Source organism: Streptomyces sp. NPDC017095, assembly GCF_044332325.1.
GTDB lineage: Bacteria > Actinomycetota > Actinomycetes > Streptomycetales > Streptomycetaceae > Streptomyces.
On sequence record NZ_JBIROU010000004.1, the window covers coordinates 50128 to 57057 of the forward strand.

The following is a 6930-nucleotide window of genomic DNA, read 5'->3' on the forward strand; positions in this document are numbered from 1 at the left end:
GCACTTGCGACCCGCTCGGTACAGCGGGTAGGGCTAGTAAGGCACACATTTCTACACGCCGGCTTCGGAGGCGCCGCACACCGCAGTGCACGTACTGGCTTCGGCAGCCGTATGCCGAGAACGATGGAGGACACCATGTCACCCCGGCTCGACGCATCGCCTACCCCGATCGCGACGTCGACACCCCCACCGGCCGAACTGGATCATCCCATCGATCTCCTCGACCCCTGCGCGGGGCTCCCGGAGATCCCCCCTTACGACGAGATCGGCCCGGTGGACGCGCGGGCCCTGTCCAAGACCCTCTTCGGACGCCTGGAGGGACTGGAGGAAGGGACGCACGAGCACGCGTACGTCCGCAACACCCTGGTCGAGCTGAACCTCGCGCTGGTCAAGTTCGCCGCCTCCCGCTTCCGCTCCCGCAGCGAGCCGATGGAGGACATCATCCAGGTCGGCACCATCGGCCTGATCAAGGCGATCGACCGCTTCGAGCTGGCCCGCGGCGTGGAGTTCCCCACCTTTGCGATGCCGACCATCATCGGCGAGATCAAGCGGTTCTTCCGGGACACCTCGTGGTCCGTGCGCGTCCCGCGCCGGCTCCAGGAGCTGCGGCTCGACCTCGCCAAGGCGGGCGACGAACTGGCCCAGCAGCTCGACCGCGCCCCCACGGCCGGGGAACTCGCCGAGCGCCTCGGCATCTCCGCCGAGGAGGTCGTCGAGGGCATGGCCGCCTCGAACGCCTACACGGCCTCCTCGCTGGACGCCCAGCCCGTCGAGGACGACTCCGAGGGCGCGCTCGCGGACCGGATCGGCTACGAGGACCACGGGATCGAGGGCATCGAGTACATCGAGTCGCTCAAGCCGCTGATCGCCCGGCTCCCCTCCCGGGACCGGAGGATCCTGTCCCTGCGCTTCGTGGCGAACATGACCCAGTCCGAGATCGGCGAGGAACTGGGCATCTCCCAGATGCACGTCTCCCGGCTGCTGTCGCGGACGCTGGTACGGCTGCGCAAGGGACTGACCGTGGAGGAGTGACCTCCGTCCGGTCGCGCGAGCGGTGCACCGACGCTGCGCCGACGGCCCCCGACGGCTCGCGGAGAGCGGCCCGGCCGACGCCGGGCCGCTTCGCGTCCCACTCCACCGGTTCACGGGTACCCGGCCTCCGAGCCGCCATGCGGCGCGGACGGCCCGGGACCGACGGCGCCGCTCAGACCACCCGGACCCCGGCGCGCCACACCTGGGCGACCAGGGGCACGCCCGGGCGGTAGGCCAGGTGGACGTGGCTCGGGGCGTCGAGCACGAGAAGGTCGGCCCGGGCGCCCGGAGTGAGCCGGCCGATGTCGGTGCGGCGCAGGGCGGCGACCCCGCCCGCCGTGGCCGACCAGACCGCCTCGTCCGGGGTCATCCGCATGTCGCGGACGGCCAGGGCGATGCAGAACGGCACCGACGAGGTGAACGACGAACCCGGGTTGCAGTCGGTGGACAGGGCGACCGTCACGCCCGCGTCCAGCAGGCGCCGGGCGTCCGGCCACTCGGCGCGGGTGGAGAACTCGGCGCCGGGCAGGAGGGTGGCGACCGTACGGCTGTGCGCCAGGGCGTCCACGTCCGCGTCGGTGAGGTGGGTGCAGTGGTCGGCGCTGGCCGCGTCCAGTTCGACGGCCAGCTGCACACCGGGGCCGTGGGAGAGCTGGTTGGCGTGGACGCGCGGGTGCAGCCCCCTGGCCTGGCCGGCCGTGAGGATGGCGCGGGCCTGGTCGCCGTCGAAGGCGCCCTTCTCGCAGAAGACGTCGATCCAGCGGGCGTGCGGCGCGCAGGCGTCCAGCATCGCGCCGGTGACCAGGGCGACATAGGCCGCCGGGTCGTCGGCGAGGTCGGGGCTGACGATGTGCGCGCCGAGGTAGGTCACCTCCTCGGTGTGCCGCGCGGCCAGGCGCAGGGCGCGGGCCTCGTCCTCGACGGTGAGGCCGTAGCCCGACTTGGTCTCGCACGTGGTCGTGCCCTGGCGCAGGGCCTCGGCGAGGTACCGGGTGAGGTTGGCCTCCAGTTCCGCGTCGCTCGCGGCACGGGTGGCCGCGACCGTGGTGCGGATGCCGCCCGCGGTGTAGGAGCGGCCGGACATGCGGGCGTTGAACTCCTGCGTCCGGTCACCGGCGAAGACCAGGTGGGAGTGGGAGTCCACGAAGCCCGGCAGCACCGCCCGGCCGCCCGCGTCGACCCGGTTGTCGGTGGCGGGTGCTTTGCTTGACTCACCGGTCCACACGACGCGGTCGCCGTCGATGACGACGGCCGCGTCCTGGATCAGACCGAGCGGGGAGTTGTCGCCGAGGGAGGGGTCGTTGGTGACCAGCGTGGCGATGTGCGTGATGGCGGTGCTGCTCATGGTGTCCTCGTGGGTGGTCGTCAGGAGCGGAGGGCCGCGACGGCTTGGGCCAGGGCCCGCGGCACGTCGGGCACGCGCGTGTGCGCACCGTCGCGTACGACGTGCCGGCCGCCCACGACCGTGTGCCGTACGTCGGCCGCCGTCGCCGCGAATACGGCGGTCTCGGCGCCCAGCGCGGGCAGCGGCCCGGCTGTCCTGACCGAGTCCAGGGCGATCGTCGTCAGGTCGGCGAGCGCGCCGGGCGCGAGGGTGCCGGCGTCGTCCCAGCCGAGGGCGGCATGGCCGTCGGCGGTGGCGGCCCGCAGCAGGGCGGCGGCCGTCCAGTGGCCCCGGGTGCGGGTGCGCAGCCGCTCGTCCAGCTCCATGGCGCGGGCCTCTTCGAGCAGGTCGATGACGGCGTGGCTGTCGGAGCCGAGGGACAGCGGGGAGCCGGCCCGCTGGAGGGCGGCGGCCGGGCCGATGCCGTCGGCCAGGTCCCGTTCGGTGGTCGGGCACATGCAGGTGCCGGTGCCGGAGCCGCCGAGCAGGGCGATGTCCTCGTCGGTGAGGTGGGTGCTGTGCACCGCGGTGGTGCGCGGCCCGAGGACTCCGTGGTCGGCGAGCAGGCGGGTGGGGGTGCGGCCGTGCGCGGCGCGGCAGGCGTCGTTCTCGGCGGTCTGCTCCGACAGGTGCACGTGCAGCGGGGCCCGCCGCTGCCGGGCCCAGCCGGCCACGGTCCCCAGCTGCGCCGCGGGCACGGCCCGCACGGAGTGGACGGCCGCCCCGATCCTCGCGTGCTCCCGCTCCTTGAGCACCGCGCAGCGTTCGGCCCAGGCGTCCGCGCTGCCGTCGGAGAAGCGCAGCTGGTGGGGGTCCGGCGGTTCGCCGAAGCCGGCGGAGAGATAGCAGGTGTCGAGGAGGGTGATCCGGATGCCGGCCTCGGCGGCGGCCGCGATCAGCGCCTCGCCCATGGCGTTGGGGTCGGCGTAGGGGGTGCCGCCGGGCGCGTGGTGCACGTAGTGGAACTCGCCGACACAGGTGATCCCGGCGAGGGCCATCTCGGCGTACACCGCGCGGGCCAGGGCGTGGTAGGTCTCCGGGGTCAGCCGGTCGGCGACGGAGTACATCACCTCGCGCCAGGTCCAGAAGGTGCCGCTGCCGACCTGGACGGTGCCGCGCAGCGCCCGGTGGAAGGCGTGGCTGTGGGCGTTGGCGAGCCCCGGCAGGGTCAGTCCGCGCAGCACCTCGGCGCCGGGCGGCGGGGCGGGCACCGCGGTGCGGACGGCGCCGATCCGGCCGTCCGCGGCCTCGACGACGACGCCCGGCTCGACGTGCGTGCCGAGCCAGGCGTGTTCCAGCCAGTAGGTTGCGTGGGTCACCGGCAGGCCAGTCCTTCCAGTACGTCGGCGAGTGCGCGCACCCCGGCCACGCAGTCGTCCTCGGCGGCGGACTCGGCCGGGGAGTGCGAGACACCGGTGGGGTTGCGCACGAACAGCATGGCGGTCGGGACGCTCCCGGAGAGGATTCCGGCGTCGTGTCCGGCCCCGGTGCCGAGGACGGGCACCTTCAGGCCGGTGGCCGCGCCGAGGATCCGGCCGAGTTCGTCGCGCAGCGCGTGGTCGAACTCCACGACGGGCGTGAAGGACTCCCGTACGACGTCCAGGCCGACGCCGTGGGCGTCGGCGTAGGCGCGCGCGGCCTTCTCCACGCCGCCCACGACCGTGTCCAGGGTCTCCTGGTCGGCGGCGCGGGAGTCGAGCCAGCCGCGCACCAGCGAGGGGATCGCGTTGACGCCGTTCGGCTCGACGGAGATCTTGCCGAAGGTGGCGACGGCACCGGCGCGCTCGGCCTCGCGGCGGGCGGCGAGCACGGTCTCGGCGTACGGCGGCATCGGGTCGCGCCGGTCCACGAGGCGGGTGGTGCCGGCGTGGTTGGCCTCGCCCCGGAAGTCGAACCGCCAGCGCCCGTGCGGCCAGATGGCGCTGGCGACGCCCACCCGGTCGCCGGACAGGTCCAGCGCGCGGCCCTGTTCGACGTGCAGCTCGACGAAGGCGCCGATCAGGGCCAGCCGCTCGGGGTCGGGTCCGATGGCCTCCGGGTCGTAGCCGGCGGCCTCCATGGCGCGGGGCAGGGTGATGCCGTCGCCGTCGGTGAGCCGGTGGGCCTGTTCGGCGGTCAGCCGTCCGGCGGTGAGCCGGGAGCCGGCGCAGGCCAGTCCGAACCGGGCCCCTTCCTCGTCGCCGAAGTTGACGACGGCGAACGGCTTCGCGAACCGCGCTCCCCTGCCGCGCAGTTCGTCCAGCGCGGCGAAGGAGGAGACGACGCCGAGGGGTCCGTCGAAGGCGCCCCCGTCGGGCACGGAGTCCAGGTGCGAGCCGGTGACCACGGCGTCCCCGGCGGCGGGGTCGCCGAGCCAGGCCCACTGGTTGCCGTTGCGGTCCACCTCGTACGTCAGCCCGCGCCGCTCGGCCTGCTCCCGGAACCAGGCCCGGCACTCGGCGTCGGCACCGGTCCAGGCGTAGCGCCGGTAGCCGCCGGAGCCGGGGTGCCGGCCGATGGGCAGCAGCTCGCGCCACATCTCCTGGAAGGAGGGCACGCGGGGGGCGGCGGACCCGGCCGGGAGGCCGCCGCCGGGTCCGGTCTGTTCCGGGTTCACGCGTCGTCACCCTCGCGCATGGGCACCCGGACGCCGCGTTCCTCGGCCACCGACTCCGCGCTGTCGTACCCGGCGTCCACGTGCCGGATGACGCCCATGCCGGGGTCGTTGGTGAGGACCCGGCGGATCTTCTCGCCGGCCAGCTTCGTGCCGTCGGCCACGGTCACCTGGCCGGCGTGGATGGACCGGCCCATGCCCACCCCGCCACCGTGGTGGAGGGAGACCCAGGACGCGCCCGAGGCCACGTTGACCATGGCGTTCAGCAGCGGCCAGTCGGCGATCGCGTCGGACCCGTCGCGCATGGCCTCGGTCTCGCGGTACGGCGAGGCGACGGACCCGCAGTCCAGGTGGTCGCGTCCGATGGCCAGCGGTGCGGCCAGCTCGCCGCTCGCCACCATGTCGTTGAACCGCTCGCCGGCCTTGTCCCGCTCGCCGTAGCCGAGCCAGCAGATGCGCGCGGGCAGGCCCTGGAAGCGGACCCGCTCGCCGGCCAGCCTGATCCAGCGGGCCAGGGACTCGTTCTCCGGGAACAGCTCCAGGATCGCCTTGTCGGTCTTGGCGATGTCGGCCGGGTCGCCGGAGAGCGCCGCCCAGCGGAAGGGGCCCTTGCCCTCGCAGAAGAGCGGGCGGATGTAGGCGGGGACGAAGCCCGGGAAGGCGAACGCGCGGTCGTACCCGGCGAGCCGGGCCTCGCCGCGGATGGAGTTGCCGTAGTCGAAGACCTCGGCACCGGCGTCCAGGAAGCCGACCATGGCCTCCACGTGCCGCGCCATGGACTCGCGCGCGCGGGTGGTGAAGCCGGCCGGGTCCTTCGCGGCCTCGTCGGCCATGTCCTCGAAGGCGACGCCCACCGGGAGGTAGGACAGCGGGTCGTGGGCGGAGGTCTGGTCGGTGACGATGTCGATGGGGGCGTTCATCGCGAGGAGCTGCGGGACCAGCTCGGCCGCGTTGCCGAGGACGCCGATGGACAGCGGGCGGCGGGCGTCGCGGGCCTCCACCGCCAGGCGCAGGGCGTGCTCCAGGCTGTCGGCCCGGACGTCGAGGTACCGGTGCTCGATGCGCCGCTCGATGGCGCGCGGGTCGCAGTCGACGCAGAGGGCGACGCCGTCGTTCATGGTGACGGCGAGGGGCTGGGCGCCGCCCATGCCGCCGAGGCCGGCGGTGAGCGTGATGGTGCCGGCGAGGGTGCCGCCGAACTTCTTCGCGGCGACGGCGGCGAAGGTCTCGTAGGTGCCCTGGAGGATGCCCTGGGTGCCGATGTAGATCCAGGAGCCGGCGGTCATCTGGCCGTACATGGTCAGGCCGAGGGCCTCCAGGCGGCGGAACTCCTCCCAGGTGGCCCAGTCGCCGACCAGGTTGGAGTTGGCGATGAGGACGCGCGGGGCCCACTCGTGGGTCTGCATCACGCCGACCGGGCGGCCGGACTGGACGAGCATGGTCTCGTCCTGCTTCAGGGTCCGCAGGGTACGGACCATCGCGTCGAAGGAGCGCCAGTCGCGGGCGGCCTTGCCGGTGCCGCCGTAGACCACCAGCTTGTCGGGGTGCTCGGCGACCTCGGGGTCGAGGTTGTTCTGCAGCATGCGCAGGGCGGCCTCCTGCTGCCATCCCAGGGTGCTGAGTTCCGTGCCGCGCGGTGCTCGTACGGGGCGGGGTCCCGACATCGTCTGCCTCCTTGTGCCTAGGTCTATTCACATCCTGTCGATCTGAATAGACCTAGTCAATACATCCGCCGGCCCTGTCGGCGCCCACGCCGGCCACGGGGGCGCGGCGGATCACCGCGTACGACGCGGGTGGGTGGCCGAATACGGCGGCGTGTGTACGGCTGCGCGCCGGACGGGGGCGGGGCGCCGCGCTGGCGGCCCCGCCCGAGGGAGGCGCCCTGGCGGCCTGCACCGGATGGGCGCGGGTTGCCGCCCTG

The 6930-nt window shown here is 73.9% G+C and carries 5 protein-coding genes; 1 reads left to right on the plus strand and 4 read right to left on the minus strand.

Translation table 11 applies throughout. The features are described from left to right. Window positions 1-123 precede the first annotated feature (123 nt). Window positions 124-1032, plus strand: a complete 909-nt coding sequence (locus ACH4OA_RS09400) for an RNA polymerase sigma factor SigF (protein ID WP_397968403.1) — start codon at window positions 124-126, stop codon at window positions 1030-1032. 172 nt (window positions 1033-1204) lie between these two features. Here ACH4OA_RS09400 and hutI read toward each other — a convergent pair whose 3' ends face one another. The 4 genes from hutI to hutU form a co-directional block, all read right to left on the minus strand. Beyond that, a complete protein-coding gene (gene hutI, locus ACH4OA_RS09405; RefSeq protein ID WP_397968404.1) occupies window positions 1205-2377 on the minus strand; it encodes an imidazolonepropionase in 1173 nt (390 codons plus the stop codon). A 20-nt stretch (window positions 2378-2397) separates the two neighbouring features. Continuing rightward, window positions 2398-3735, minus strand: coding sequence for a formimidoylglutamate deiminase (locus tag ACH4OA_RS09410; RefSeq protein ID WP_397938029.1), 1338 nt, complete (start codon window positions 3733-3735; stop codon window positions 2398-2400). Further along, window positions 3732-4934 carry an allantoate amidohydrolase gene (locus ACH4OA_RS09415; RefSeq protein ID WP_397968747.1) on the minus strand — a complete coding sequence of 401 codons (1203 nt, stop codon included), beginning with the start codon at window positions 4932-4934 and terminating at the stop codon, window positions 3732-3734. Before ACH4OA_RS09415 ends, ACH4OA_RS09410 begins: the two co-directional genes overlap by 4 nt. Before the next feature lie 74 nt (window positions 4935-5008). Beyond that, window positions 5009-6673 (minus strand): urocanate hydratase, encoded by a 1665-nt coding sequence (hutU, locus tag ACH4OA_RS09420; RefSeq protein ID WP_397938027.1) that lies wholly within the window; start codon window positions 6671-6673, stop codon window positions 5009-5011. Between the last annotated feature and the right edge of the window lie 257 nt (window positions 6674-6930).

Bases quoted from the DNA above. Each gene is read 5' to 3' on its own strand.
- ACH4OA_RS09400 (WP_397968403.1), top strand. From the start codon at position 124: ATGGAGGACACCATGTCACCCCGGCTCGACGCATCGCCTACCCCGATC.
- hutI (WP_397968404.1), bottom strand. From the start codon at position 2,377: ATGAGCAGCACCGCCATCACGCACATCGCCACGCTGGTCACCAACGAC.
- ACH4OA_RS09415 (WP_397968747.1), bottom strand. From the start codon at position 4,934: ATGTGGCGCGAGCTGCTGCCCATCGGCCGGCACCCCGGCTCCGGCGGC.
- hutU (WP_397938027.1), bottom strand. From the start codon at position 6,673: ATGTCGGGACCCCGCCCCGTACGAGCACCGCGCGGCACGGAACTCAGC.